Below are 25,087 nucleotides of genomic sequence, written 5' to 3' on the forward strand. Positions count from 1 at the left end.
CCTGCGTTCGGGTGGGTTACTGTCGCGGCACCAGGTCAAGGCACACCGAGTTGATGCAGTAGCGCAGACCGGTGGGCGGCGGGCCGTCGGGAAACACATGGCCCAGATGGGCATCGCAAGTGGCGCAGGTGACTTCGGTGCGAATCATGCCATGTGAGGTATCGCGGATCTCGACCATCGCGTTGTCGGCGATAGGCTCGTAGAAGCTGGGCCAGCCGCAGCCGGAGTCGAACTTGGCTCTGGAATCGAACAGCGGCTTGTTGCAGCAGATGCAATGGTAGACGCCATCGGTGCGGGTGCTGTTGTACTTGCCGCTGAACGGGCGCTCGGTGCCCTTCAGGCGGCACACGTTGTACTGCTCGGGGTCGAGCATCGCACGCCATTCTTCCAGGGTTTTCTCGATCTTTTCCATCACCAGGCCTCGCTGAATTAAAAACCCCGCACTGCGTCTTTTCGACAACGCGGGTGGCACGTATTATTGCGCCTCATCAGACGTCAGTCTGGCACCCGCGTTACACGCATTTCAAACGTTTTCACAGCGCAATGCGCGGCGATCTTTTCTAATCGGGATCACATCATGCAGGTCAGCAAATCGAACAAGCTCGCCAATGTCTGCTACGACATTCGCGGCCCGGTGCTCAAGCACGCCAAACGCCTGGAGGAGGAAGGCCACCGCATCCTCAAGCTGAACATCGGCAACCCGGCGCCCTTTGGTTTCGAGGCGCCCGACGAGATCCTCCAGGATGTGATTCGCAACCTGCCCACCGCCCAGGGCTACAGCGACTCCAAGGGCCTGTTCAGCGCGCGCAAGGCGGTGATGCAGTACTACCAGCAGAAGCAGGTCGAAGGTGTCGGCATCGAGGACATCTACCTGGGCAACGGCGTGTCCGAGCTGATCGTGATGTCGATGCAGGCCCTGCTCAACAACGGCGACGAGGTGCTGATCCCGGCCCCGGACTACCCGCTGTGGACCGCTGCGGTGAGCCTGGCCGGCGGCAACCCGGTGCACTACCTGTGCGACGAGCAGGCCGACTGGTTCCCCGACCTTGCCGACATCAAGGCCAAGATCACCCCCAACACCAAGGCCATGGTGATCATCAACCCGAACAACCCCACTGGCGCGGTGTACTCGCGCGAGTTGCTGCTGGGCATGCTGGAAATCGCCCGCCAACACAACCTGGTGGTGTTCTCCGACGAGATCTACGACAAGATCCTGTACGACGATGCCGTGCACATCTGCACCGCCTCGCTGGCCCCCGACCTGCTCTGCCTGACCTTCAACGGCCTGTCCAAGTCGTACCGGGTGGCGGGCTTCCGCTCCGGCTGGCTGGCGTTGTCCGGGCCCAAGCAGCACGCCCAGAGCTATATCGAAGGCATCGACATGCTGGCCAACATGCGCCTGTGCGCCAACGTGCCGAGCCAGCACGCCATCCAGACCGCACTGGGCGGCTACCAGAGCATCAATGACCTGGTGCTGCCGCCAGGTCGCCTGCTGGAGCAGCGCAACCGTACCTGGGAGCTGCTCAACGACATTCCAGGGGTCAGCTGCGTCAAGCCGATGGGCGCCCTGTATGCCTTCCCGCGCATCGACCCGAAGGTCTGCCCGATCTTCAATGACGAAAAGTTCGCCCTCGACCTGCTGCTGTCGGAAAAACTGCTGATCGTGCAAGGCACCGCCTTCAACTGGCCGTGGCCCGACCACTTCCGCGTCGTGACCCTGCCACGTGTCGATGACCTGGAGCAGGCGATCGGTCGCATCGGCAATTTCCTCAAGACCTACCAGCAGTAAGCCCGAATGCCTGCCTGCGCCAGCCCTGGCGCAGGCCACGGGCCAACCTCAAGCCTGCCGCTCTGGCTCGCGCACCTGGCATTCTCCGCGCCTGCCCGCACAAGTACACAGTTTGAAATAGTCGCCCGGTTGAATACACGGAGCGCGCACCTTATATACCCCGCATACGCAAGCTTTCTATCCGTCAGGAGAACGTAACAACCATGATGCGCATTTTGCTGTTTGTGGCCACCAACCTTGCGGTCGTGCTGATTGCCAGCATCACCCTGAGCCTGTTCGGCTTCAACGGGTTCATGGCGGCAAACGGGGTTGACCTCAAGCTCGACCAGTTGCTGATTTTCTGCGCTGTGTTCGGCTTTGCCGGCTCGCTGATCTCGCTGTTCATCTCCAAGTGGATGGCGAAGATGAGCACCGGTACCCAGATCATCACCCAGCCGCGCACCCACCATGAGCAATGGCTGCTGCAGACCGTCGAAGAGCTTTCCCGCCAGGCAGGCATCAAGATGCCCGAGGTGGGCGTCTTCCCGGCCTATGAGGCCAACGCCTTCGCTACCGGCTGGAATCGCAACGATGCGCTGGTCGCGGTCAGCCAGGGCCTGCTCGAGCGTTTCTCGCGTGATGAAGTCCGCGCCGTGCTGGCCCACGAGATCGGCCACGTCGCCAACGGCGACATGGTGACCCTCGCGCTGGTACAGGGTGTGGTCAACACCTTCGTGATGTTCTTCGCACGCATCATCGGCAATTTCGTCGACAAGGTGATCTTCAAGAACGAAGAAGGCCAGGGCATTGCCTACTACATCGCGACCATCGTTGCCGAACTGGTCCTGGGTATCCTGGCCAGCATCATCGTCATGTGGTTCTCGCGCAAGCGCGAGTTCCGCGCCGACGAAGCCGGCGCCCGCCTGGCCGGCACCAACGCGATGATCGGCGCGCTGCAGCGCCTGCGTTCTGAACAGGGCGTGCCTGTGCACATGCCTGACACCCTGAATGCCTTCGGCATCAATGGTGGCCTCAAGCAGGGCCTGGCAGGCCTGCTGATGAGTCACCCGCCGCTGGAAGATCGTATCGAAGCCCTGCGTCGTCGCGGCTAAGCGAGCAGCAGGCAAACAGGAAGGGCGACCCACGGGTCGCCCTTTTTCATTTCAGCGTTGCAGACGGTACACCCGCTCCAGCAGCCGATCAGCACCCGCCTTGATGAACCTGGGGCTCTGCGCCAACACGTCGTCCTGCGCGGCGATCGCCAACTGCCACTGCTCGCCGAACAGGCGCTCGACCTCTTCATCGGGCACGGCAAAGGGCGGACCGTCAGTGACCGCCTGATCGTAGTCAAGAGTGATCAACAGGCCCTTGCAAGGCGACGGCAGCAACTGCTGCAGATGCGCCACATACCGCTCGCGCATGGCAGGCGGCAAGGCGATGATCGCGGCACGGTCGTAAAGGCCCGTACAGCCCCGCACGTCACCCGCGGTCAGTGCGAAGAAATCGCCACACCACAACTCGATGCCCTCGCTGCGGTAGACCGTGAAGGCCCCCTGCTGCGAAACCTGCGGCTCCCGCTCATGCTCGGAAAAAAAGTCCTTCACCGCCCGCTCGGACAACTCCACCCCAAGCACGTCGTGGCCTTGCGCGGCCAGCCACGCCATGTCCAGGCTCTTGCCGCACAGCGGCACCAGTACACGGGCACCAGGCGCAATGCCCAGTGCGGGCCAATGCTGCTGCAGATACGGGTTGACCTGCTGCTGGTGAAAGCCGATCAGATCGTTCTCCCAGCGGTTGTGCCAGAACGCGGGCTGCATAACCTTACCTCGATAAATTCGATTAAATACCGCAAAAACTTATATTAGATTTAGATCAATGATCTGCCTGAAGATGGCTGCATATTAACCTTCAGGACCACCCCGATGCTGCCCAGCCTGTTTATCTCCCATGGCTCTCCCATGCTGGCACTGGAACCGGGTGCCAGCGGTCCGGCACTTGCCCGCCTGGCGGCGCAACTGCCGCGCCCCAGAGCGATCGTCGTGATGTCTGCGCACTGGGAAACCACCGAACTGCGCGTGACAAGCAACCCGCACCCACCCACCTGGCACGACTTCGGCGGCTTTCCGGCCGCCTTGTATGCCGTGCAGTACCCTGCCCCCGGCGACCCACAGCTCGCCGAACAGGTAAGGCAACGGCTCAATGAAGCCGGGCTGCCCACAACACTCGACGCCAAGCGGCCTTTCGACCATGGCGCGTGGGTGCCCCTGTCGCTGATGTACCCGGCGGCGGACATACCGGTGGTGCAGGTATCACTGCCCAGCCAGCACGGCCCGGCGTACCAGCAACAGGTAGGCCAGGCACTGGCGGCCCTGCGCGAGGAAGGCGTGCTGCTGATCGGCTCCGGCAGCATTACCCACAACCTGCGCGAACTCGACTGGCGTGCCGGCCCCGAGAGCGTAGAGCCCTGGGCACTGGCGTTTCGCGACTGGATGATCGACAAGCTGGCTGCGGGCGACATGTCGGCCCTGCATGACTATCGCCGGCAGGCGCCGTTTGCGGTGCGCAACCACCCGAGCGACGAGCACCTGCTGCCGCTGTACTTTGCCCGCGGCGCGGGCGAGCGGTTCGCGATCGAGCACCAGGGCTTTACCCTGGGAGCACTGGGAATGGATATCTATCGGTTCGACTGAGGCGGCAGCCCTTTCCCCGGCAAGGCCGGCCCCTGCAGGCGAAACAGGCCGCCCAGGCAAAAAAAATCCCCGAACCAGTCGGGGATTTTTCATTTCACTCGAAGATCAATCTTCGCGATAACGACGCAGCTTCAGCTGCTTGCCGGCAACGCGAGTGTCCTTGAGCTTGGTCAGCAGCTTCTCGAGGCCATCTTCCGGCAGCTCGACCAGGCTGAAGCTGTCGCGCACCTGGATGCGACCGATCGCTTCGCGGGCCAGGCCGCCTTCGTTGAGGATCGCACCCAGCAGGTTCTTGGCCGCGATACCGTCACGCGCACCCAGCGCGGTACGGCAACGTGCACGACCTTCACCCAGTGGCATCGGCGCGCGACGCTCACGCTCGCCACGCTCGGAGCGCTCACCGGCAGGACGATCACCGCGTGGGGCCGAAGTCGGCACCAGCGGCTGCTCTTTCTCGACGGCTTCCAGGGTCAGCGCCTGGCCATTGGTGGCCTTGCGCAGCAGGGCCGCGGCCAGGGCACGCGGGCTGCAACCGATGTCGGCAGTCAGGCGGTCGAGCAGATCACCGTGGGTAGCTTCTGCATCGGCAACCAGCGGCGCGAGGCTGTTGGTGAGCTTCTTGATGCGCGCGTCCAGTACGGCCTGGGCGTTGGGCAGACGAACTTCGGCAACCTTCTGGCCGGTCACACGCTCGATCACCTGCAGCATGCGGCGCTCACGCGGGGTGACCAGCAGCAGTGCACGACCTTCGCGACCGGCACGGCCGGTACGGCCGATACGGTGAACGTAGGACTCCGGATCGTACGGCATGTCGACGTTGAACACGTGGGTGATGCGCGGTACGTCCAGACCACGGGCAGCGACGTCGGTAGCGACGACGATGTCCAGGCGACCGTCCTTGAGCGAGTCGATGACGCGCTCACGCTGGTTCTGGGCGATGTCACCGTTGAGCGCGGCAGCCTTGTAGCCTTTGGCTTCCAGGGCGCTGGCCAGGTCCAGGGTGGCTTGCTTGGTACGTACGAAGGCGATCAGTGCATCGAACTCTTCGACTTCCAGCAGGCGCAGTACCGCCGAGACCTTCTGGTCGGCGTGGACCATCAGGTGTGCCTGCTCGATGGCAGTCACGGTCTGGGTCTTGGTCTGGATCTTGACGTGTTTCGGGTCACGCAGGTGACGCTCGGCGATCGCACGGATCGACTGCGGCAGGGTGGCCGAGAACAGTACGGTCTGGCGGGTTTCCGGCATGGCCTTGAAGATGACTTCCAGGTCGTCCATGAAGCCCAGCTTGAGCATTTCGTCAGCTTCGTCGAGCACCAGGTGATTGACGGTAGCCAGCACCTTCTCGTCGCGACGCAGGTGGTCGCACAGACGGCCAGGGGTAGCGACGACGATCTGCGCGCCGTTACGGATTGCTTTGAGTTGTGGGCCCATCGGGGCACCACCGTATACCGCTACCACGGTAACGCCCGGCATCTGCTTGGCGTAGGTTTCGAATGCGGTAGCTACTTGCAGCGCCAACTCACGGGTTGGCGCCAGGATCAGGGCTTGCGGCTCGCGCTTGCTCGGGTCGATGCGGTGCAGGATTGGCAGAGCGAAGGCAGCGGTTTTACCGGTACCTGTCTGCGCCTGACCGATCATGTCATGACCGGCAAGAATAATCGGGATCGATTGCTGCTGAATGGCCGATGGCTCTTCGTAGCCAGTGGCGATAACGGCGGCAACAATACTTGGATGAAGATCGAGAGCGGCGAAGCCGCCGGTTTCCTGGGTCATGGGTCTGCCTCTAAGTGCATCCGCAAAGACCCATGCTCCAAAGCTGCACATGCCTTGTAAGACCCGAAGGTCACCCTGGCAGCTTTGTCGGCGGGGATTTGCGAAAACGATTGAAGAAAAAAAGGAACGTCAAGGCAGAGTCCGCGGTGCGGACGCGCAGCCGAAGCTGGCTTCGGGGAATTGCACTACCTGAACGAGGTCCGGTAAAAGACCGGCGCGTACTATACCCGATTTCCTGCATCGCGTGAGACTTTTTTACAGGGAAGAGAAGCCCGGAGGCCTCGAATCGACAGCCCTTGCCGATGATCGAGGCCCACGCGTCTGTTGGCGGCGCGGCCGGAGCTGAAACGATTTATTCAAGATGCCGGTCGGATCACCTCGATCAGGCGCTGCAGGGAGTAGCCCAGGCGCGGTTCAAGAGCCCGGGCGCGCGCGGTGAGCGCCTCCCGGTCGAGGGTCTGGTCGAGGTCGGCGGGCACCAGCAGGATGACGTTGCCCTCCTTCACCGGCAGCTCCCAGTAATGGCGGTGATACAGCCCGCGCAACAGCGCAGCGCCCAGCGGCTTGCCGTCATCGGTGGCCCACTGGTTGATGACCAGCCAGCCGCCGGGGTTCAGGCGCTTCTGGCAGTCCTCGAGAAACTTCCAGGCCAGGTGGCCGACGCCGGGCCCGTGGTCGGTGTAGAGGTCGACGAAGATCAGGTCGGCAGGCTCGGCCGTCTCCAGCAGCTCGACCGCATCACCCACGCGGATGTACAGGCGCGGATCATCGTCCAGCCCCAGGTACTCGATGGCCAGGCGCGGCACCTCGGGACGCAGCTCGATGGCCTCCACGTCCTCCAGGGGCAGGAACTTCAGGCAGGCCTGGGTCAGGGTACCGGCACCCAGGCCGAGAAACAGCGCGCTTTCAGGCTCGCAGTGGCACAGCGCGCCCACCAGCATGGCGCGGGTATAGTCGTACTCCAGCCAGCTCGGGTCGGCAGTGAATACGCAGCTCTGCTCGATGGCCTCGCCAAACTCGAGAAAGCGGTAGTCCTCGACTTCCAGCACGCTGATGGTGCCGAACTCGTCGTGCACCTGCGCCAGCAGCCGCTCTACCCGTTCCTCTGTCATGCTCTCTCCCGACACCTGCATGTGCCCAAGCAAAAACGACCATTGTCCGTCAATACAGGCGATGCAACAAGGCAGGGTCCAGGTGTTAGCATGTTCACAGCCCTTTTCCGATAGAAACCGAGCCTGTGATGAGCCAACCCTGGAGTCCCGATAGCTGGCGTGCCCTGCCGATCCAGCAGCAACCGCACTACCCCGATGCAGCGCACCTGCTCAAGGTCGAGCAGACCCTGGCCAGCTACCCGCCGCTGGTGTTCGCCGGCGAGGCGCGCGAGCTGCGCCGCCAGTTCGCCGAAGTGACCGAAGGCCGTGCCTTCCTGCTGCAGGGCGGCGATTGCGCCGAAAGCTTTGCCGAGTTCTCGGCAGCGAAAATCCGCGACACCTTCAAGGTGCTGCTGCAGATGGCCATCGTCATGACCTTTGCCGCCGGCTGCCCGGTGGTCAAGGTGGGGCGCATGGCCGGGCAGTTCGCCAAGCCGCGCTCGTCCAATGACGAAACCATCGGCGAGGTGACCCTGCCGGCCTACCGGGGCGACATCGTCAACGGCATCGGCTTCGACCCTGCCAGCCGCGTGCCCGACCCGGAGCGCCTGCTGCAGGCCTATCACCAGTCCACCGCCAGCCTCAACCTGCTGCGCGCCTTCGCCCAGGGTGGTTTCGCCGACCTGCACCAGGTGCACAAGTGGAACCTGGACTTCATCGCCAACTCGGCGCTGGCCGAAAAGTACAGCCAGCTGGCCGACCGCATCGACGAGACCCTGGCCTTCATGCGCGCCTGCGGCATGGACAGCTCGCCGCAACTGCGCGAAACCAGCTTTTTCACCGCGCACGAGGCGCTGCTGCTCAACTACGAGGAAGCCTTCGTGCGGCGCGACAGCCTGACCGGCGACTACTTCGACTGCTCGGCGCACATGCTCTGGATCGGTGATCGCACCCGTCAGCTGGACGGCGCCCACGTGGAGTTCCTGCGCGGGGTGAACAACCCGATCGGGGTCAAGGTGGGCCCGAGCATGAACACCGAGGAGCTGATCCGCCTGATCGACATCCTCAACCCGGCCAACGACCCGGGCCGGCTCAACCTGATCGTGCGCATGGGGGCCAACAAGGTCGGCGAGCACCTGCCGGGGCTGATCCGCAGCGTCGAGCGCGAGGGGCGCAAGGTGCTGTGGAGCTCCGACCCGATGCACGGCAATACCATCAAGGCCAGCAGCGGCTACAAGACCCGCGATTTCGCGCAGATCCTGGGCGAGGTCAAGCAGTTTTTCCAGGTGCACCAGGCCGAAGGCAGCCATGCCGGTGGCATTCACATCGAGATGACCGGTCAGAACGTCACCGAATGCATCGGCGGCGCCCGGCCGATCACCGAAGACGCGCTGTCGGACCGTTACCACACCCACTGCGACCCGCGCATGAACGCCGACCAGTCGCTGGAGCTGGCGTTCCTGATCGCCGAAACGCTCAAGCAGGTACGGCGCTGACACCTGCACGGCTCTCGACGGCCGTGCCGGCTCGACCCGCGGCGGGCTTCAGACCCTGAAGCCCAGCATCAACGCGCACACCACCAGAAACACACAGAACAACGAGCGCAGGACCTTTTCCGGCAGCGCATGGGCCAGCTTCACGCCCCAGCTGATACTCAGCAAGCCGCCCAGTGCCAGCGCGATGCCCATGTTCCAGTCCACATGCTGGTGCAGCCCGTAGGTCAGCAGCGTGACCGAGGTACTGGGCGCCGCCAGTGCCAGCGACAGGCCCTGGGCAACCACCTGGGTGGTGCCGAACACACTGGTCAGCACCGGTGTGGCGACCACCGCGCCCCCTACCCCGAACAGCCCGCCGACCACACCGGCACCCCCGCCCAGCACACCCAGCCAGGGCCAGGGCTGGCGCAACTCGGTCGAAGGCGGCGCGTTGCGAGTGAACATGCGCACCAGGTTCCACACCGTCAGCGCCACCAGAAACACCACGAAGCCGACGCGCATGGCCTGTGCATCCAACCCCACTGCCCAGATCGAGCCGAGCCAGGCGAACACGAAGCCGGCCAGCGACAAGGGCAATGCATGACGCAGCTCGATGCGATTGCGCTGGTGATAGCGCCACAGCGCCAGCAACACGTTCGGCACCACCATCACCAGCGCGGTGCCCTGGGCCAGTTGCTGGTCAAGGCCGAACAGCACGCCCAGCACGGGGATCGCGATCAGGCCGCCGCCGATCCCGAACAGCCCGCCCAGGGTACCCAGCCCTGCTCCCAATACGATGTACATCAACCACTCGACCATGCTCGCCTCTCTGCTCTGCAATAGCGCCATGCTACCGATGGCGGGCTAGCGGGGAAACGCACAGCAACGCACAATGGCTGTGCCCAATTCGCACAAGCAATCACCATGACCCCGGACGCCCTCACCCAACACCTGAGCCTGTTTCTCGATGTGCTCGAAAGCGGCAGCTTTTCTGCCGCAGCGCGGCGCCACCCGCTGACCCCTTCGGCGGTGGCCCGACGCATCGATACCCTGGAGGCCGCCGTGGGCAGCCGCCTGTTCGTGCGCAGCACCCATGCGGTACGCCCCACGCCCGCCGGCAATGCATTCGCCGAACGCGCCCGGCGTATCGTCGAAGAGCTGCGTCTGGCCCGCGCCGAGGCCGTGTCGCTGAGCAATGCACCGGAAGGCCTGATCCGCATCGATGCGCCTTCGGCGTTCGGCCGCCGCCACCTGGCACCGGCCATCGCCGATTTTCTGGTGGCGTACCCGGGCCTGGATGTACAACTGCGCCTGATCGACAGCTTCGTCGACCTGCAGGGCGCGCACCTGGGCGAAGTCGACCTGGTGCTGCGTGCAGGCCCTCTGGCCGATACCCGGCTGGTGGCAACACCACTGGCGTACATGGTGCGCATTGCCTGCGCCAGCCCCGCCTACCTGCAGGCCCGCGGCGTGCCTGCCAGCCCCTGCGACCTGCCAGAGCACGACGGGCTGGACTGGGATGGCCTGGCCCCACCCTTCGCCTGGCGCTTCGCGGTGGACGGGCAGATGCGTCTGCTGCGCCCCTCGCGCATGCGCATGAGCGCCAACAACGCCGAGACCCTGCTGTTCGGCGCCCTGGCGGGCCTGGGCATCGCGCACCTGCCCACCTGGCTGATCAGCGAGTACCTGCTGCGCGGCGACCTGCTGCCGCTGTTCTGCGAGAACGGGCTGCCCCCGGCCGAAACCAGCGGTGTCTATGCATTGCGCCTTGAACATGAAACGAACTCTCGCAGCCGTTTGCTGCTCGAATTCCTCAAGAGCCGCTTCAGCCCCATCCCTCCCTGGGACCTGGCACTGCAGAGCGAGCTGCGCTGGCAATAGCGCGCATAGCATGCGCGCCACCATTTCATGGACCAGATAGAAAGGAGCCGCATGAACGCCACCTCCAAAGCGCCCGTTTACGATGAGCTGCTGCTCGACAATCAGGTGTGCTTCGCCCTGCACTCCACGTCACTGCTCATGACCAAGGTGTACAAGCCACTGCTGCAGGCACTGGGCCTGACCTACCCGCAGTACCTGGCCATGCTGGTGCTATGGGAGCAGGACGGGCTGACCGTCGGCGAAATCAGCCATCGCCTGCTGACCGACCCCGGCTCGCTCACGCCCCTGCTCAAGCGCCTGGAAGCCGAGGGCCTGCTCAAGCGCACCCGCAGCCGCGAGGACGAGCGCGTGGTGATCGTGCAACTGACTGCCCAGGGGCGTGCCCTGCAAGCGCAGGCACGCTCGATACCGCCGTGCATCCTGGGCGCCAGCGGCCACTCGCTGGAGCGCCTGCAACGCTTGCAGGCCGAGCTGCTGGCGCTGCGCGACAACCTGCAGAACAGCCTCTGACGGCGCCGCAGCCGCGCACGCAGGGCATAAAAAAACCCGGCCTTGGCCGGGTTTTCGTGTTCGCGCAGATCGCCAGGTTTAAACCTTGGCGCGGCCCTTGTAGGAGCCACCTTCGCGGGTGTCGATCTCGATCCAGTCACCGATCTCGATGAAGTCGGCAACCGACAGCTCGGTACCGTTCTTCAGTTTGGCAGGCTTCATGACCTTGCCGGAGGTATCGCCACGGGCGGAACCTTCGGTGTAGTCCACCTGACGCACGATAGTGGTCGGCAGCTCTACGGAAACCAGGCGGTCTTCGAAGAATACGGCTTCGCACACATCGGTCATGCCTTCTTCAACGAAAGGCAGAACGCTTTCGATGTCTTCGGCGTTCAGCTCGTACATGGTGTAGTCGGTGGTGTCCATGAACGTGTAGGTGTCGCCGCTGATGAAGGACAGGGTCGCTTCTTTGCGGTCGAGGATCACGTCGTCCAGCTTGTCGTCGGCGCTGTAGACGGTTTCGGTCTTGTAGCCGGTCAGCAGGTTTTTCAGCTTGGTCTTCATGATCGCGCTGTTACGGCCCGATTTGGTGAATTCAGCTTTCTGAACCAGCCAAGGGTCGTTGTCGATACGGATCACGGTACCGGGTTTCAGCTCTTTACCAGTTTTCATTGCGAGATATCCGAATTTGGATGGATTTACAAAAATCGAGGCCGCATATCATAGCGAATTTCGACAAAACTGTACCAGCGCCGTGGCAAGGTCCGGCTGAGCGGCCTGCGCGGCGCACCAGCGCTCGGCGTGGGCGCTCAGTTCCGGCCAGTGCGCCAGCAGCTCGCGCCACGCCTGGCCCATGTCGCGATCCATGTTCCAGGCCCGCCACAGCGCCACCAGCGCGGCGGCTGCCGGGGCCGACATGCCCTGGGTGTAATGGTCCAGAAAGGCCTCGAGCTTTTCCCAGTGGGCGTACTCTTCCTGCACATAGATATGCCACAGCAGTGGCCGCCCGGCCCACTGAGCACGCACGAACGAGTCCTCGCCGCGCACCGCATTGAACTCGCAGCACCACAGCAGCCGATCATAGTCATCCTGGCTGACGAAGGGCAGGATCTGCACCGTCAGCGCCCCACGCTGCGTCACACTGCCCACCCCCAGCCCGCTCTCGCCCAGCCAGGCCTGCACATCCCCCAGGATGCGCCCCTCGGGCACCAGCAGGTGACTGGGGCGGGTGTCGGCGGCCAGCACATCGAGCCAACTGGCCAGGCCCGGGTTCTCATAGGCGAACAACGAGATCAGCCGTGCACCCTCATGCACACTCACGCCCAGGCCGCGCAGGAATGCCTGACGGGCCTGCGGGTCGTCTTCGAACGCCTTGCGCCGCGTCAGCAACGTGGCTTCGCGCAGCAACCCGCCGGTACCGGGCGTGAACCCCGGAAAGAAGAACACCTTGCGCAGACCATTGGCCTGGGGCGACGGCAGACCGTGGCAGCCTTCCACCCAGCCCTCGGCGCTCAGGTACTCCAGGTTCAGCCACACTGCCGGCACGGTGCGGTCCTGCATGGCCTGGACATAGGCCGCTGGCAAGTGGCAGCCGAAGGCACCGATCACCACGTCCGGCACTGCCGTCGGCTGCCAGTCGGCCGGCCACAGGCACACCTCGACGCCTTGCTGCCATTGCTGCCGGGCCTGGGCGTCCGCCTCGGGGCACAGGCGCACGAAGGCCGCCAGTTCATCCACCCACAGGCGCACCGCCACGTCGTGTTCGGCCACCAGTTGCCGGGCCAGGCGCCAGGTGACGCCGATGTCGCCATAGTTGTCGACGACGCAACAGAAGATATCCCAGGTCGGTTTCATGGCAGGCACCTCGCGTTGAGCCGGAAACAAAAAGCGCCGATTGTCCGGGTTAATCATTGCAGACAACAGTAGCGAGGCTGAATAAAACCCGCGCTGCATGCGACAATCGCCGCCATTGTCCTGGCCAGGAGGCTGCCATGTCGTACCGTGCGCGTCGCCGTGAACTGAAAATTTCGCAAAACCCGCTGCAACTGATCCTGTGCGTGGCCATCGGCCTGTGGCTGGGTTTCGTCGCCATCATGCTGACCCTGTGGCTGGGCTGGCAGTACCTGCCCGACCTGCGCCAGCCCCTGCACGAGGTGATCGCCCCGCCCGCGCCGGCCGTGGCGCCGCAGCAGTCGCCGGAGCAGAACCGCATGTTCGAGCAGTACAAGCAGATCCTGCACGATCAGGCGGTGCAGCAGGCCGAGGAGCAGGCCCAGGGCAGCCCGCGCAACCTGTCCAACCCCAGATGCCAGTTCTGGCTGCAACAGAACCGTACCGCCCCCACCGAGAAAAGCCGCGCCAATGTCCTTGAGTTCTGCAACTGAGATGAACAAGACCGACCTGCTGGCGCGCATCATCGAGCGCCTGGGCGTCGACCTCGACGTGGCGCAACGTGCTGCGCAGACCGCGTATGAAGCGGCCACTGCCGAGGAGAACATCGCCGAGAACAAGTACGACACCCTCGGCCTGGAAGCCTCGTACCTGGCCACCGGGCAGGCCCGGCGCATGGAGGAGATTCGCCAGGCACGGCTGGCGTACCAGCAACTGACCCTGCGCGACTACGACCCCGAGGCCGGCGTGCAACTGAGCAACCTGGTGCTGCTGGCCGACGAACAGGATCGCCAGCAGCGCGTGTTCCTCGGGCCGGAAGCGGCAGGGCTGAAAATCGGCGAAGGGCAGGCGCTGATCACGGTGATCACCCCGCGCTCACCTTTGGGGCAAAGCCTGATGGGCAAGCTCGAGGGCGACGAGGTGGTGCTGGTACTGGGCAATGGGCGCCAGGTCTACGAATTGGTGGAAGTGCTCTGAAGCACTTCGCTGGCTTGCCAGCGAAGTGGCCTCCACGGCTAATGGCTTGCCCTTGCCGCCAGGTTCTGCTCCAGCAACTGGACGAAGGCCCGCGCCGCCGGCGTCGGGGTGGTCGACCAGATCGCGTACAGGTGGCGCACCGGGGCATCGCACACCGGTACTGCGGCAACGCCCTTGAAGCCTGCGGCGATCCTTGCCGGTACCAGCCCCAGGGCCAGGCCACGCTGCACGAACTTCTCGATCAGACCGATACTGCCCACCTCGAACTGCACCCGATGACGCACCCCTGCGGCGGCAAATGCCTCGTCGGTCTGTCGACGCGCGCCGCTGCCAGCCTGGAAGTCCACCAGAGGCTGGTCTTCCAGTTGCTCCAGCGCCAGACGCCCGATGCCTGCCAGCGGGTGCTGCAGCGGCAGCACCGCCACCAGCTCCTCGGCCGCCAGCAGGCGCGACGCCACCCCCGCCAGCGGCTCCCCCGGCCAGACGCCGATGAACGCCACATCCAGGCGCCGTTCGCGCACATCGGCAATCAGCAGCTCGCTCTTGCCGATCAGCCAGCGAATGTCCACCTGCGGGTACTGCCCGTGAAAACCGGCCAGCAGGTCCACCAGGTCCAGCTCGGTCAGCGAGCTGATCTCGCCGATGGACAAGCGCCCGCGCACTTCGCCACAGGCTGCGGCCACGTCCTCGGCGATGCGCCGGGTGGCCTCCAGCGCCGTGCGTGCGCTGAGCACGAAGGCTTCGCCGGCAGGTGTAAGGCGCACCCGGCGCGAGCTGCGCTCGAACAGCAAGGTGCCCAGTTGCGACTCCAGGCGCGCCACCTGATGACTCAAAGCCGACTGCACCACATGACAACGTTCGGCCGCACGGGTGAAACTACCGGTATCGGCCACCGCCAGCGCGTATTCGATCTGCTTGAGGTTCATCTTTCCATCTGTACAAGAGATTGATGGGATCTAAACGATTCATTGGCGTCATGCTAGCGCATTTTCGATAATGCACTCCCCTTCCCCCCTGACAACGAGACGGTCCATGGCCCCCGCCACAACTCACCTGAGCCGCGCCCTGATTCTGCTGATGGCCACCGCCACCGGCCTGGCCGTGGCCAGCAACTACTATGCGCAGCCCTTGCTGCACAGCATCGCTCAGCATTTCGGCCTGACCACCGCCACCGCCGGCAGCATCGTGATTGCCGCCCAGCTGAGCTACGGCGCCGGCCTGTTGCTGCTCGCGCCGCTGGGTGACCTGTTCGAACAACGCCGCCTGATCGTCAGCATGATCGCCATCGCCACGGTCGGCCTGCTGATCAGCGCCTTCGCCCCCAGCCTGATGTGGCTGCTGATCGGCACCACCCTGACCGGGCTGTTCTCGGTGGTGGCGCAGGTACTGGTGCCGATGGCCGCCGGCCTGAGCGACCCGTCCGAGCGCGGGCGAGTGGTCGGCACGCTGATGAGCGGTCTGCTGCTGGGCATTCTGCTGGCGCGCACCGCTGCCGGGTTCATGGCGACCCTGGGTGACTGGCGCAGCATCTACCTGCTGGCCGCTGCGCTCATGGCCCTGAGCGCCATCGCCCTGGCCAGGGCCCTGCCCGAGCGCCACCAGCACGCCGGGCTCAAGTACCCCGCACTGATCGGTTCGGTGTTCCGCCTGTTCGTGGATGAGCCGGTGCTGCGCCTGCGCTCGTTGCTGGGGCTGCTGTCGTTCTGCCTGTTCGCGCTGTTCTGGACACCCCTGGCGTTTCTGCTGGCAGCCGAGCCTTACCACTACTCCGATGCGGTGATCGGGCTGTTCGGCCTGGCCGGTGCGGCCGGCGCCCTGGCCGCCAACTGGGCCGGGCGCCTGGCCGACCGCGGCAAGGGCTCGCTGGGCACCACCGTGGGGCTGCTGGCCCTGGTGCTGGCCTGGGTACCGCTGGCCTTCGCCCAGGTGTCGCTCGCCGCCCTGCTGATTGGCGTGCTGGTACTCGACCTGGCGGTACAGCTGGTGCACGTGAGCAACCAGAACGCGGTGATCGCCCTGCGCCCCGAGGCGCGCAACCGACTCAATGCCGGGTACATCACCTGCTACTTCATCGGTGGCGCACTGGGCTCGCTGCTGGGTACGCAGTTGTTCCAGGCCCACGGCTGGAACGGCATCGTGGTGGCGGGGCTGGTGATCGGCGGCGTGGCGCTGGTGGTGTGGCTGTGGGTGGAGCGCCGCTCGGCTCAGGTGAAGGCCGCCTAACGGCGTTCGCCAGCAAGGCTGGCTCCTACCCGCAGGCCCCCTTCAGGTAACATGGCGCCCCGCCTGCCGGCGCGCCTGTTGCTGGCCTTCAAGGAACCTGCGCATGACCCTGCACCACCCTCGCCTGCCCCTGGGGCTGCTGAGCCTCGGCCTGGCCCTGAGCTCGTCCACCACCCTGGCCGACAGCGGCATCACCCTCGCGCCCCTGAGCGTGTCCGATGTGCTCGAGGACGGCTACCAGCCACGCCAGGCCTCGGTGGCCGGCTTTGGCGCGGCGCCGCTGCTCGACACCCCCGCCTCGGTGTCGGTATTCACCGAACAGTTGCTGCAGGACCGCCAGGTGCGCCTGCTCAGCGAGGTGCTGCAAAGCGATGCCTCGGTCGGCGAGAGCTATGCGCCCATCGGCTACTACGAGAACTTCAACGTGCGCGGCTTCGAACTGGACGCCGCCCACAGCTACACCATCAACGGCCAGACCATCGCCGGCGAGCAGAACGTGGCGCTCGAGAACAAGCAGCAGGTCGAGTTGCTCAAGGGGCTGTCGGGCCTGCAAATCGGAGTAGCCGAACCCGGTGGGCTGATCAACTATGTGACCAAGCGCCCGCAGGACATCCGTTCGCTCACGGTATCGAGCACGGCCTTGGGCGAGCGCTACATCGCCACCGACCTGGGCGGCTGGTTTGGCAGCGAACGCCAGTTCGGCCTGCGCGCAAACCTGGCCCATGAAGATATCCGCTCCTACGTCGACCATGCCGACGGCCAGCGCGACTTCGCTTCGCTGGCCTTCGACTGGCAAGTGAACCCGGATGCGCTGCTGCAACTGGATGTCGAGTACCAGCAGCGCGAGCAGCGCTCGGTGCCCGGCTACCAGTTGCTCGGCGGCAACCGCCTGCCCCACGGCATCGACCCCGACGATCGCCTGGCCTATCAGCACTGGGCCAAGCCGGTGCAGATCGACTCGCTGAACCTGGGCGGTCGCTTCGAATACCGCTTCAGCGACACCTGGACCGGCAGCGTGAGCGCTTCGCGCAGCCGCGTGGTGATCGACGACTACAGCGCGTTCGCCTGGGGCTGCTACGGCGCGGCCAGCTGCGCAGGCTCGAAGGTGCCGAACTACTTCAGCCCCGAGGGCGACTACGACATCTACGACTACCGCAGCCCGGACGATACCCGGCGCACCGACGAGGCACAGGTCACTCTCAACGGCTTGTTTGCCCTGGCGGGCCTGGAGCACGAGCTGACGGTCGGCAGCAGCGCGCAACGGCGCACTGTCGACCAGCGACCGACGTTCAACGAGTGGATCGGCAGCGGCAACATCTACCAGCCTACGCCGGCACTGGAGCCCTTCGACGGCAGCCCGGGCCACCGCGAACGCCGCCTCGACAGCCGCCAGTACGGCCTGTTCGCCAGCGACCGAATCAGCTTCGACGAACACTGGCAGACGGTACTCGGTGCGCGCGTTGTACGCCTGGACGAGCAGGCCTTTGGTGAAGATGGCAACCTGCGCCGGCATACCCGGCAATATGAACTGCTGCCCAACGCCGCGCTGATCTACAAGCCGCGCGCGGACATTTCGCTGTACGCCAGCTACAGCAAGGGGCTGTCGTCGGGCAATGCCGCGCCGTGGTTCGCGCTCAACAGCCAGGACATCCTGGCCCCCACCACGTCACGCCAGCTCGAACTGGGTATCAAGCGTGAATGGCAGCGCATGAGCCTGAGCGCGGCGCTGTTCCAGCTGCGCCAGGGGTATCAGTATGCCCAGCCGGACGGCAGCGGTGACTTCACCTACGTGCAGCAGGGGCAGCAGAAGAACACCGGCCTGGAGCTGGCGGCCAGCGGCTGGGTAACGTCGAACCTGCAGATCAACGCCAGTGCCGCGGCCATTCGTGCACGGGTCGGCGGCAGCGGCACGCGGGCGTACGACGACCATCAGGCGCTGAACGTGCCGAATCTGCGCGCGGCGCTGCAGGCCGACTACAGCCTCCCGGGAGTACCGGGGTTGGCGCTGCTGGGTGGGGCGCGCTACAGCGCGAGCAAGTATGCCAACCAGGCAGGTACGGTGGCGGTGGGTGGCTATGCGGTGTTCGACATTGGCAGCCGCTATCGCACGCGCATCGGCGGGTATGACACGGTGCTGCGCCTGACAGTGGATAACGTGTTCGATCGGCGCTACTGGAGGGACGCGGGGGAATATCTGGGCGACGGCTACCTGTTTCAGGGCGCGCCGCGAACTGCGCGGGTGTCGGCTGCTGTGAGCTTCTGAGAATGCGTTCGCCGGCAAGGCCGGCTCCTGCACAGGCGTTCGCGTTGCCTGCAGAAGCCAGCCTGGCTGGCGAACAGCGCGCAGCCGATCAGAACGGCTCGCTACCCTCGCGGAACTGCACTTCCAGTATCCCGGCGATTTCGCTCAGGTCGGCCGCCGCGGCCGGGGTGGTGATGAAGCCGCTGTAGCAGTCCTCCAGCGTCGACCAGTTCCACAGCACCAGGCCCTGCTTCTGAAGCTCGGCATGGGCCAGCGCCATCAGTTGCGACACGCTGTGGTTTTCCAGGAAGTCTTCATCTTCCGGGTCATCCACGCCAAAGGTCACCTGGGCGTCACGTGCTTCTGCCAGTTGCTGGACGCTTTGCACGAACGACTCGGTGTCCTTCCAGTCGACGTAGAACACCGACTCCCAGTCGGCGATGTCCTTGACCATCCACATCAGTTGCTTGGGATCATCCTCGAACTCTTCGATGTCATCCTCGTCCAGCTCCAGCTCGCGAAACGCCTGAAGATGCTCGGCGGCCATTTCGGGCGTGGGGCTGACAAGAGCAATCAATTGCTCGGCGGCAAGAATCTGCTGTTCGGAAAAGCACTCTGCAAGCATCTGAAACTTCCTTTTCAATGGCCCAACAAAAAGCCCCCGGACTCTTTCAAGTTCGGGGGCTCTTCGCGTATCTGAATATGGCGGTGAAGAAGGGATTCGAACCCTTGATACAGTTTCCTGTATACACACTTTCCAGGCGTGCTCCTTCAGCCACTCGGACACTTCACCGGTTCTCGCCAAGCTGTTCAGCCTGTCGAGGCGCGCTAATGTAGTCGAAAGCACTTTGAATGGCAAAGGTTTTTTTCAGAATATTCATGCGCTTAAGCCAGCAGTGGCAAAGCTGCCAATCTCTGGCGTGGTTCGGCTGTGGTCCATGCACGAAGCCCGTGGTGCCGGGGCCGGCGTGCTGCGCCTGACTCATCGGTCAGCCTTGGTGCTTTACCTGACCGCGGCAGCTGGGTAACGTCAGCCCCACCCACCTAAAGGAACTCTGTCATGAGTGAGCTGGTTACCTACCAACTGGAAGACGGCATCGCGACGCTGACCCTGAACAACGGCAAGGTCAACGCCATTTCACCGGACGTGATCGCAGCCTTCAACGATGCACTGGACCGTGCCGTGCAGGATCGCGCCGTCGTCATCCTCACCGGCCAGCCGGGCATCCTCTCCGGTGGCTACGACCTCAAGGTGATGACCTCTGGGCCACAGGCCTCCATCGCGCTGGTGACCGCCGGCTCGACGCTCTCCCGGCGCCTGCTGTCGCATCCGTTCCCGGTGATCGTCGCCTGCCCCGGCCACGCCGTGGCCAAGGGTGCATTCCTGCTGCTGTCGGCCGACTACCGCATCGGCGTCGAAGGCCCGTTCCGCATCGGCCTGAATGAAGTGCAGATCGGCATGACCATGCACCACGCCGGCATCGAGCTGGCGCGTGATCGCCTGCGTCGCTCGGCCTTCCACCGCTCGGTCATCAATGCCGAGATGTTCGACCCGGCCAGTGCCGTGGATGCCGGCTTCCTCGACAAGGTGGTGCCGGTGGAGCAGTTGCACGCAACCGCCCTGGCAGCGGCGCAGCAACTCAAGACCATCAACATGAACGCGCACAAGAAGACCAAGCTAAAGGTGCGCAAGGCGCTGCTGGACCTGCTGGACGACGCGATCATTCGCGACCAGGAACACCCGGTCTGATAGCGGGTCGCGCCATTCGCCGGCAAGGCCGGCTCCTGCAGGGGACGCAACCGTTGCAGGAGCCGGCCTTGCCGGCGAAGCTTTAAGTTTGCCCCGGGCTGTGCACAACCGTACACTGCGCCGCGTTTTGTCCGGGGTTAACCACAATGCTGTTTCTGATCCGCATGCCCCTCCTGGGCCTGCATTTTGTTCTGGTAGGCATACTGGGTGTGCTCATCGGCCTGTGTCGGCCTTTCAACCCCGACAACAGCCGCGTGTTCGCGCGCCTGTATGGCTGGCCCGCCACCTGGCTGATGCGCCTGCAGGTACAGGCCGAAGTCGGCCCGCTGTTCGACCAGCCCCCGGGCTGCGTGATCGTGGCCAACCACCAATCCAACCATGACCTGTTCGTGCTCGGTCACGTGGTGCCGCCGCGCACGGTGTGCATCGGCAAGAAGAGCCTCAAATGGATCCCCCTGTTCGGCCAACTGTTCTGGCTGGGCGGCAATGTGCTGGTCGATCGCAGCAACGCCTACCAGGCCCGACGCGCCATGCAGACCACCACCCGCACCCTGCAGGAACAGGACACCTCGATCTGGGTATTCCCCGAGGGCACGCGCAACGCCGGCGATCGGTTGCTGGCCTTCAAGAAAGGCGCGTTCCACATGGCCATCGAAGCCGGCGTGCCCATCGTGCCGGTGTGCGTGAGCCGCTACGCCAGGCGCCTGAACCTCAACGGCTGGCGCAAGCAGAAGGTGATCATCCGCTCGCTGGCGCCGATCTCCACCACCGGCATGACCCACCAGGATGTTCCCGCCCTGGCCGAGCAGTGCCGCGAACAGATGCAGCGCTGCATCGACCTGATGGAAAAAGAACTGCAGGCCAGCCGCGCAGTTGCCGATTTGTCGTAGTCATACCAAGCTAGGGGCATGATAACGGGGGAAAGGCACAACCATGGGTCGAGTCGTAGCGGCAGCGGTCTACAGCGCCGGTAGAAAAGTCACCAACATCAGCCTCGACGAGGGCGCCGAGTGGGCCAGCAAACCGGGGCACTTCGTGTGGATCGGGCTGGAAGAGCCCTCCGCGCAGGAACTGGCCAATCTGCAGCGCCAGTTCAACCTGCATGAACTGGCAATCGAGGATGCGCTGGAAAAGCACAGCCGGCCCAAGCTTGAAACCTTCGGCGATGCCTTGTTCATCGTGACCTATTCGCCGGTACGCCAGGACGGCAGGCTGGAGTTCATCGAAACGCATATCTTTGCCGGCAACGGCTACATCATCACCTGCCGCAACGGCCACTCCAAATCCTATGCCCTGGTACGCCAGCGCTGCGAGGCCCGGCCGCTGCTGCTCGAGCACGGCGAAGACTTCGTGCTGTACGCACTGCTCGACTTCGTCACTGAAAACTACCAGCCGGTGAGCGAGGCGATTCACAGCGAGATCGAAGAGCTGGAAAACAACGTACTCAGCAGTTCGCTGCAGGAAGACGATATCCGCCGCCTGCACGGCCTGCGTCGCGACATCCTGCGCCTGCGCCGCTATGTGGCACCGATGGTCGAGATCAGCGAAGAGCTGCAGCGCCTGGCCTTCCCGTTCATCGACAAGAACATGCGCCCGTATTTTCGCGACGTGCAGATCCACGTGACGCGGCAGATGGAAGACCTGTCGAGCATCCGCGACATCGCCAGCCAGACCATCGAGATCGGCATGCTGCTGGAGTCGTCACGCCAGAGCATCACCCAGCGCAAGTTCGCCGCGTGGGCGGCGATCCTGGCCTTCCCCACCGCCGTGGCGGGTATCTACGGGATGAACTTTCAGAACATGCCGGAGCTGAGCTGGCACTACGGCTACTTCACCGTGCTGGGGGTCATCGCCCTGGGCTGCACGGCACTGTTCGCCAGCTTCAAGCGCTCCGGCTGGCTGTAGGCCTCAGGCCGCGCTGCCCTGTGGCTTGTGCGCGACAAAGCGCATCATCCACTCGGCCACCGTGGTGCCCTGGTGTTGCTGGTCGAGGCTGGCCACGCCCTTGCTGTAGACCTCAGGGCCCAGGTGCTGCTGGCGCAGCTCGAGCAAGGCACGGGAATAGTCGTGGATGAACTCGGGGTGGCCCTGGAAGCACAGCACCTGGTCGCCAATGTGATAGGCGGCATAGGGGCAGAAGTCGCTGGAGGCGATCACCGTGGCGTTTTCGGGCAGCTGGGTAACCTGGTCCTGGTGGCTGATCAGCAGGGTCAGTTCCTCCACCTGCGGGCTCATCCACGGCGCCTTGGCCGCCATCACGTAGCGGTGGGTTCCCACCCCCCAGCCCTGGTGCGCGCGCTCGCTGCGCCCGCCCAGCAACAGGGCCAGCAACTGGTGGCCGAAGCATACGCCCAGCAGCTTGTCGCCGCGCTTGTAGCGGTCCAGCAGAAAGGTCTTGAGCCTGGCGATCCACGGGTCGTCGCCAAACGAGTCGGCCTTGCTGCCGGTCACCAGGTAGGCGTCGAACACCTCGTCGTCGTCGGGGTATTCACCGTTCATCACGTTGTACACGCGAAATTCGGCGGCAATCGGCTGATGGGTGAACAGGTGCTCGAACATCCGTCCGTAGCCCTGATACTGATCGACCAGCTCGGGTCGCAGGACATCGGTTTCCAGGATGCAGATGCGTAACGACATAGATTTAGTCCCGAACGACATGAGGCACAAAGTGTCGCTAGAGCCTGCCGCGAATGGCGCTCGGAGGCAAGTGTTCACTCGGACGAACGGTCACACTGTGCAGGCCATGCCCCGGAGCGCACGCACGTGTCTAGCTGAAGGGATGGTCGCCGGATGGCCCTTGGCCTCATAGCCGTAGTGCCTTAGAACCCACCATTTAATACGAAAGCGTTCTAAAACACGGGTGACGTTGACCCTAAGGTTAGTTGTATATCGAAGCAAAGCAGGTCCGATGCGGGGGCAACGCGGACATTTCGACAGCGCTCGCGGGTTATCACGGACCCTGGCCAAGGACGCCACACGGCATTCAGGAATAACAACAAAAAGGCAGACCGCCATGTTCAAGCACTCCAAAGTACGTCAAGCCGGCCTCATCCTCTTCGCCACGACGCTGCTGCTGATCGTGCCCAACCTCACACGACTGTTCGGCTGAAGCCCACCCGTTCTGTAACCAGGCATCATCGCAACGCTGGTGTATCCTGCCGGCCTGAATGGTTGGAGAGCACCCGATGCGTCATTGCCTTGCCCTGATCCTGCTGTTGAGCCTGCCCCTGCACGCCGCACAGCTGACCCTGAACCTGGGCGGCGCCGAGCGCCAGTGGAGCACCGCTCAACTGCTGGCTCACCCGCAGGCGCGGAATATCCGCATCGACGGTGACGTTTCCTACAAGAAGACCATGCACTACCGCGCCGTGCCCATGGTGGCGCTGCTGGAGGGCGTAGCCCCCGGCGATCATCTGCAGGCCGTGGCGCTGGATGGCTTTGCCGCCGAACTGCCCGCTGCCCCGTTGCTCGGCAACGGCCCGGCACGCGCCTGGCTGGCCATCGAGGACCCCGCCCACCCATGGCCAGCCCTGAGCAAGGGCAAAGGCAGCGCCGGGCCCTTCTACCTGGTGTGGACCCAACCGCAGGCAGGCCGGATCAGCCCCGAACAATGGCCCTTCCAGCTTGCCACCATTCGCCGCCTGGCCCCTGTGGCATCGCGCTTCCCGGCACTGCTGCCAGACCCGCAACTGCGTGAGGACGACCCGGTCAACCTGGGCTTTGCCGTGTTTCAGAAAAACTGCCTGGCCTGCCACCGACTCAACGGTGCCGGCGATGCGCAGTTCGGGCCCGACCTGAACCTGCCCTTCAACCCCACCGAGTACTTCCAGCCGACGTTCTTGCGCCGTTACATCCGCAACCCGCAAAGCCTGCGCCAGTGGCCACAGGCGCGCATGCCCGGCTTTGCCGAAACGGTGATCAGCGACGCAGAACTGGACCAGTTGCTGGGGTACCTGGCGCACATGGCCAGCCGCAAGCGGTCCGGGGTGGAAGTACCCTGAAAATGGATGGGGGCGGCATGGCCGCCCCGCGGATACACAGGTTCAGGCCAGCAGTCGCTCCTGCTTGACGCCCCAGCCCTGTATCTGGCCGCCCAAAGGGGAAACTGCCAGCTCGAAGTCATGCTCGAACTCGCCGATGCCGCCATAGGTGGCGAACATCAGTTTGCTCAACTCCAGCTGCCACCCCTCGTCGCTTTCGCGTACCTGGGTGTTGATCGATTCACCACGAAACTTGCCTGCGGCCCTGCGCGCCCGCTCCTCGTCCGGGAACACCGCATAGAACTCGATGGGATGGATCTGGGCAAAATCGAAACCGCCTTCTTTCATGCGGCGTAGAACCGTGCTGCTGATGTCCTCATACGGGCTGCTCATGAATCGTCCTCCTCGTCGCGATGGATAGACTTTCAGTGCATTACGCACTGACCCACCCTGCCAAACGTGGGTGGGCAACTCGAGCGGATGTAGCGGATGCAGCGATGGTTTAAGGGAAAAGGGCCGGCTGGGTAAATAACCCGTGACCCTGGCTGCAGACTAGCGCCAATCATAAGGGTATGCCAGTAGCGCGAGCGCTCAGGGCTGTTCTTTGATTTCCTTGATCTCCACGCCGCTGTCCTGCTTCAGCCATTCGGCAGTGGGCATCGACACGCGGCCCTCGAAATCATTGAGGTCCGCCTTGTCCACGACAGGATAGAGGTGGGCGCGAATCACCCGAGCCGCCTCTTCGATACTGGGCTGCTGCTCGGCGTCAAACGACAGCGAGGTCCTTTCGCCTTTCTGGTCAACAAAGGTAATTACCCACGCTTTCATTGGATTCTCCTCAGTAACGCGACTCAGGG

At 64.1% G+C, this 25,087-nt stretch carries 26 protein-coding genes, 1 tRNA gene and 1 pseudogene; 14 read left to right on the plus strand and 14 right to left on the minus strand.

Features of this window, described 5'->3' with window-relative positions; translation table 11 throughout:
- Nucleotides 1–16: 16 nt before the first annotated feature.
- Nucleotides 17–412: a peptide-methionine (R)-S-oxide reductase MsrB gene (gene msrB, locus FW760_RS19925; protein ID WP_043862744.1), complete on the minus strand. Its 396-nt coding sequence runs from the start codon at nucleotides 410–412 to the stop codon at nucleotides 17–19.
- A gap of 165 nt (nucleotides 413–577) precedes the next feature.
- Here msrB and FW760_RS19930 point away from each other — a divergent pair, with 165 nt between their 5' ends.
- Entirely contained in the window at nucleotides 578–1,789 is a 1,212-nt protein-coding gene (locus FW760_RS19930; protein ID WP_043862743.1) for a pyridoxal phosphate-dependent aminotransferase, read from the plus strand.
- Between the two features lie 203 nt (nucleotides 1,790–1,992).
- Entirely contained in the window at nucleotides 1,993–2,880 is an 888-nt protein-coding gene (htpX, locus tag FW760_RS19935) for a protease HtpX (RefSeq protein ID WP_043862742.1), read from the plus strand.
- Between the two features lie 51 nt (nucleotides 2,881–2,931).
- On the opposite strand, the gene FW760_RS19940 is transcribed toward htpX, so the two are convergent.
- On the minus strand, nucleotides 2,932–3,585 hold the full coding sequence (locus FW760_RS19940; RefSeq protein WP_116055124.1) for a thiopurine S-methyltransferase: 654 nt from the start codon (nucleotides 3,583–3,585) through the stop codon (nucleotides 2,932–2,934).
- Nucleotides 3,586–3,690: 105 nt separating this feature from the next.
- Here FW760_RS19940 and FW760_RS19945 point away from each other — a divergent pair, with 105 nt between their 5' ends.
- The gene (locus FW760_RS19945; RefSeq protein WP_116055126.1) at nucleotides 3,691–4,458 is read left to right on the plus strand and encodes a DODA-type extradiol aromatic ring-opening family dioxygenase; all 768 of its coding nucleotides are present in this window, start codon (nucleotides 3,691–3,693) and stop codon (nucleotides 4,456–4,458) included.
- Nucleotides 4,459–4,563: 105 nt separating this feature from the next.
- Here FW760_RS19945 and FW760_RS19950 read toward each other — a convergent pair.
- Nucleotides 4,564–6,265, minus strand: a pseudogene (locus tag FW760_RS19950) (DEAD/DEAH box helicase).
- A 322-nt stretch (nucleotides 6,266–6,587) separates the two neighbouring features.
- Entirely contained in the window at nucleotides 6,588–7,343 is a 756-nt protein-coding gene (locus FW760_RS19955) for a spermidine synthase (protein WP_043862738.1), read from the minus strand.
- Between the two features lie 128 nt (nucleotides 7,344–7,471).
- On the opposite strand from FW760_RS19955, the gene FW760_RS19960 reads away from it, so the two are divergent.
- Nucleotides 7,472–8,818, plus strand: a complete 1,347-nt coding sequence (locus tag FW760_RS19960) for a class II 3-deoxy-7-phosphoheptulonate synthase (protein WP_054915827.1) — start codon at nucleotides 7,472–7,474, stop codon at nucleotides 8,816–8,818.
- Between the two features lie 48 nt (nucleotides 8,819–8,866).
- Here the strand turns inward: FW760_RS19960 and FW760_RS19965 are convergent, their stop codons facing one another.
- Nucleotides 8,867–9,616: a sulfite exporter TauE/SafE family protein gene (locus FW760_RS19965; protein ID WP_043862736.1), complete on the minus strand. Its 750-nt coding sequence runs from the start codon at nucleotides 9,614–9,616 to the stop codon at nucleotides 8,867–8,869.
- 105 nt (nucleotides 9,617–9,721) lie between these two features.
- On the opposite strand from FW760_RS19965, the gene FW760_RS19970 reads away from it, so the two are divergent.
- Both FW760_RS19970 and FW760_RS19975 read left to right on the plus strand, forming a co-directional pair.
- Nucleotides 9,722–10,678, plus strand: coding sequence for a LysR family transcriptional regulator (locus tag FW760_RS19970; RefSeq protein WP_054915829.1), 957 nt, complete (start codon nucleotides 9,722–9,724; stop codon nucleotides 10,676–10,678).
- Between the two features lie 51 nt (nucleotides 10,679–10,729).
- Nucleotides 10,730–11,188: a MarR family winged helix-turn-helix transcriptional regulator gene (locus FW760_RS19975; protein WP_043862734.1), complete on the plus strand. Its 459-nt coding sequence runs from the start codon at nucleotides 10,730–10,732 to the stop codon at nucleotides 11,186–11,188.
- 78 nt (nucleotides 11,189–11,266) lie between these two features.
- Here FW760_RS19975 and FW760_RS19980 read toward each other — a convergent pair whose 3' ends face one another.
- Together FW760_RS19980 and earP are read right to left on the minus strand one after the other, a co-directional pair.
- Nucleotides 11,267–11,839, minus strand: coding sequence for an elongation factor P (locus FW760_RS19980; RefSeq protein ID WP_043862733.1), 573 nt, complete (start codon nucleotides 11,837–11,839; stop codon nucleotides 11,267–11,269).
- 48 nt (nucleotides 11,840–11,887) lie between these two features.
- Entirely contained in the window at nucleotides 11,888–13,021 is a 1,134-nt protein-coding gene (gene earP, locus FW760_RS19985; protein WP_116055128.1) for an elongation factor P maturation arginine rhamnosyltransferase EarP, read from the minus strand.
- 137 nt (nucleotides 13,022–13,158) lie between these two features.
- Between earP and FW760_RS19990 the strand changes: the two genes are divergently transcribed.
- Together FW760_RS19990 and FW760_RS19995 are read left to right on the plus strand one after the other, a co-directional pair.
- A complete protein-coding gene (locus FW760_RS19990) occupies nucleotides 13,159–13,551 on the plus strand; it encodes a hypothetical protein (protein ID WP_043862731.1) in 393 nt (130 codons plus the stop codon).
- Nucleotide 13,552: 1 nt separating this feature from the next.
- On the plus strand, nucleotides 13,553–14,035 hold the full coding sequence (locus FW760_RS19995) for a GreA/GreB family elongation factor (protein ID WP_043862730.1): 483 nt from the start codon (nucleotides 13,553–13,555) through the stop codon (nucleotides 14,033–14,035).
- 38 nt (nucleotides 14,036–14,073) lie between these two features.
- Here FW760_RS19995 and FW760_RS20000 read toward each other — a convergent pair whose 3' ends face one another.
- A complete protein-coding gene (locus tag FW760_RS20000) occupies nucleotides 14,074–14,961 on the minus strand; it encodes a LysR family transcriptional regulator (protein ID WP_054915830.1) in 888 nt (295 codons plus the stop codon).
- Between the two features lie 106 nt (nucleotides 14,962–15,067).
- Here FW760_RS20000 and FW760_RS20005 point away from each other — a divergent pair, with 106 nt between their 5' ends.
- Both FW760_RS20005 and FW760_RS20010 read left to right on the plus strand, forming a co-directional pair.
- A complete protein-coding gene (locus FW760_RS20005) occupies nucleotides 15,068–16,258 on the plus strand; it encodes an MFS transporter (protein ID WP_043862728.1) in 1,191 nt (396 codons plus the stop codon).
- A 103-nt stretch (nucleotides 16,259–16,361) separates the two neighbouring features.
- Entirely contained in the window at nucleotides 16,362–18,521 is a 2,160-nt protein-coding gene (locus FW760_RS20010; protein ID WP_116055130.1) for a TonB-dependent siderophore receptor, read from the plus strand.
- Between the two features lie 88 nt (nucleotides 18,522–18,609).
- Here FW760_RS20010 and FW760_RS20015 read toward each other — a convergent pair whose 3' ends face one another.
- From FW760_RS20015 to FW760_RS20025, 3 genes are all read right to left on the minus strand, one after another.
- Nucleotides 18,610–19,125, minus strand: coding sequence for a DUF6630 family protein (locus FW760_RS20015; protein ID WP_088514077.1), 516 nt, complete (start codon nucleotides 19,123–19,125; stop codon nucleotides 18,610–18,612).
- Nucleotides 19,126–19,203: 78 nt separating this feature from the next.
- Nucleotides 19,204–19,293 (minus strand) — tRNA-Ser (locus FW760_RS20020).
- Nucleotides 19,289–19,486 carry a hypothetical protein gene (locus tag FW760_RS20025; RefSeq protein WP_143516616.1) on the minus strand — a complete coding sequence of 66 codons (198 nt, stop codon included), beginning with the start codon at nucleotides 19,484–19,486 and terminating at the stop codon, nucleotides 19,289–19,291. The genes FW760_RS20020 and FW760_RS20025 overlap by 5 nt, the downstream gene beginning before the upstream one ends.
- A 74-nt stretch (nucleotides 19,487–19,560) precedes the next feature.
- On the opposite strand from FW760_RS20025, the gene FW760_RS20030 reads away from it, so the two are divergent.
- From FW760_RS20030 to FW760_RS20040, 3 genes are all read left to right on the plus strand, one after another.
- A complete protein-coding gene (locus FW760_RS20030) occupies nucleotides 19,561–20,250 on the plus strand; it encodes a crotonase/enoyl-CoA hydratase family protein (RefSeq protein WP_043862725.1) in 690 nt (229 codons plus the stop codon).
- A 146-nt stretch (nucleotides 20,251–20,396) separates the two neighbouring features.
- Nucleotides 20,397–21,140, plus strand: coding sequence for a lysophospholipid acyltransferase family protein (locus tag FW760_RS20035; protein ID WP_043862724.1), 744 nt, complete (start codon nucleotides 20,397–20,399; stop codon nucleotides 21,138–21,140).
- Nucleotides 21,141–21,183: 43 nt separating this feature from the next.
- Nucleotides 21,184–22,155 carry a magnesium and cobalt transport protein CorA gene (locus tag FW760_RS20040; protein WP_043862723.1) on the plus strand — a complete coding sequence of 324 codons (972 nt, stop codon included), beginning with the start codon at nucleotides 21,184–21,186 and terminating at the stop codon, nucleotides 22,153–22,155.
- 3 nt (nucleotides 22,156–22,158) lie between these two features.
- On the opposite strand, the gene FW760_RS20045 is transcribed toward FW760_RS20040, so the two are convergent.
- On the minus strand, nucleotides 22,159–22,887 hold the full coding sequence (locus tag FW760_RS20045) for an amidotransferase (RefSeq protein WP_043862722.1): 729 nt from the start codon (nucleotides 22,885–22,887) through the stop codon (nucleotides 22,159–22,161).
- Nucleotides 22,888–23,435: 548 nt separating this feature from the next.
- Here FW760_RS20045 and FW760_RS20050 point away from each other — a divergent pair.
- Entirely contained in the window at nucleotides 23,436–24,251 is an 816-nt protein-coding gene (locus FW760_RS20050; protein WP_116055133.1) for a c-type cytochrome, read from the plus strand.
- Between the two features lie 42 nt (nucleotides 24,252–24,293).
- Here FW760_RS20050 and FW760_RS20055 read toward each other — a convergent pair whose 3' ends face one another.
- Together FW760_RS20055 and FW760_RS20060 are read right to left on the minus strand one after the other, a co-directional pair.
- Complete coding sequence (locus FW760_RS20055) at nucleotides 24,294–24,623, minus strand: ribonuclease E inhibitor RraB (protein ID WP_043862720.1); 330 nt, start codon at nucleotides 24,621–24,623, stop codon at nucleotides 24,294–24,296.
- A gap of 198 nt (nucleotides 24,624–24,821) precedes the next feature.
- Nucleotides 24,822–25,058, minus strand: coding sequence for a hypothetical protein (locus tag FW760_RS20060; protein WP_043862719.1), 237 nt, complete (start codon nucleotides 25,056–25,058; stop codon nucleotides 24,822–24,824).
- Between the last annotated feature and the right edge of the window lie 29 nt (nucleotides 25,059–25,087).

The organism is Pseudomonas sp. 1176_21, from assembly GCF_052850635.1.